The following is a 653-nucleotide window of genomic DNA, read 5'->3' as shown; positions in this document are numbered from 1 at the left end:
GAGGAACACCGCACCCGCATTGCGAACCTTTGCTGCGAGCGCGTCAGGGTCTGCGGTCATGATCTCGAGATGCTCGGCGGCAATCGCATCCGCAAGCGGGATGGCGTCGTTGAGATTCTTCACCATGATGATGGCGCCGAAGTCGGCCCAGGAGGCGCTCGCGATCGCGGCGCGCGGCAGCGTCTTCAGCTGCGCCTCGACCGCCTTCTCGACATCGGCGGCAAGGCGTGCGGAATCGGTGATCAGGATCGATTGCGCGCTCGTGTCGTGCTCGGCCTGCGCCAGCAGGTCAGCGGCGATCCAGTCGGCATTGCCGGTGTCGTCGGCAATGACCAGCACTTCGGACGGGCCGGCGATCATGTCGATGCCGACCTTGCCGAACACCAGCCGCTTGGCGGCGGCGACATAGGCGTTGCCGGGGCCGACGATCTTTGCGACCGGCGCGATGGTGGCGGTGCCGTGCGCGAGCGCGGCGACGGCCTGCGCGCCGCCGACGCGGTAGATCTCGGTGACGCCGCCCAGCTTTGCCGCCGCCAGCACAAGCGGATTGAGCTTGCCGTCGGGCGCGGGCACCACCATCACGAGGCGCGAGACGCCGGCGACCTTCGCGGGCACCGCGTTCATCAGCACCGAGGACGGATAGGCCGCAGTTC

The 653-nt window shown here is 68.5% G+C and carries 1 protein-coding gene; it reads right to left on the bottom strand.

Annotation, left to right across the window (positions count from 1 at the left end):
• A partial coding sequence (hisD, locus tag AC1D00_RS44130; protein ID WP_477015077.1) for a histidinol dehydrogenase occupies positions 1-653 on the bottom strand: 653 nt, incomplete at both ends.

Source organism: Bradyrhizobium sp. P2_E8, from assembly GCF_056403875.1.
Note: the sequence above shows the minus strand (reverse complement) of the source record. Positions and strands in the feature narration are given on the sequence as shown.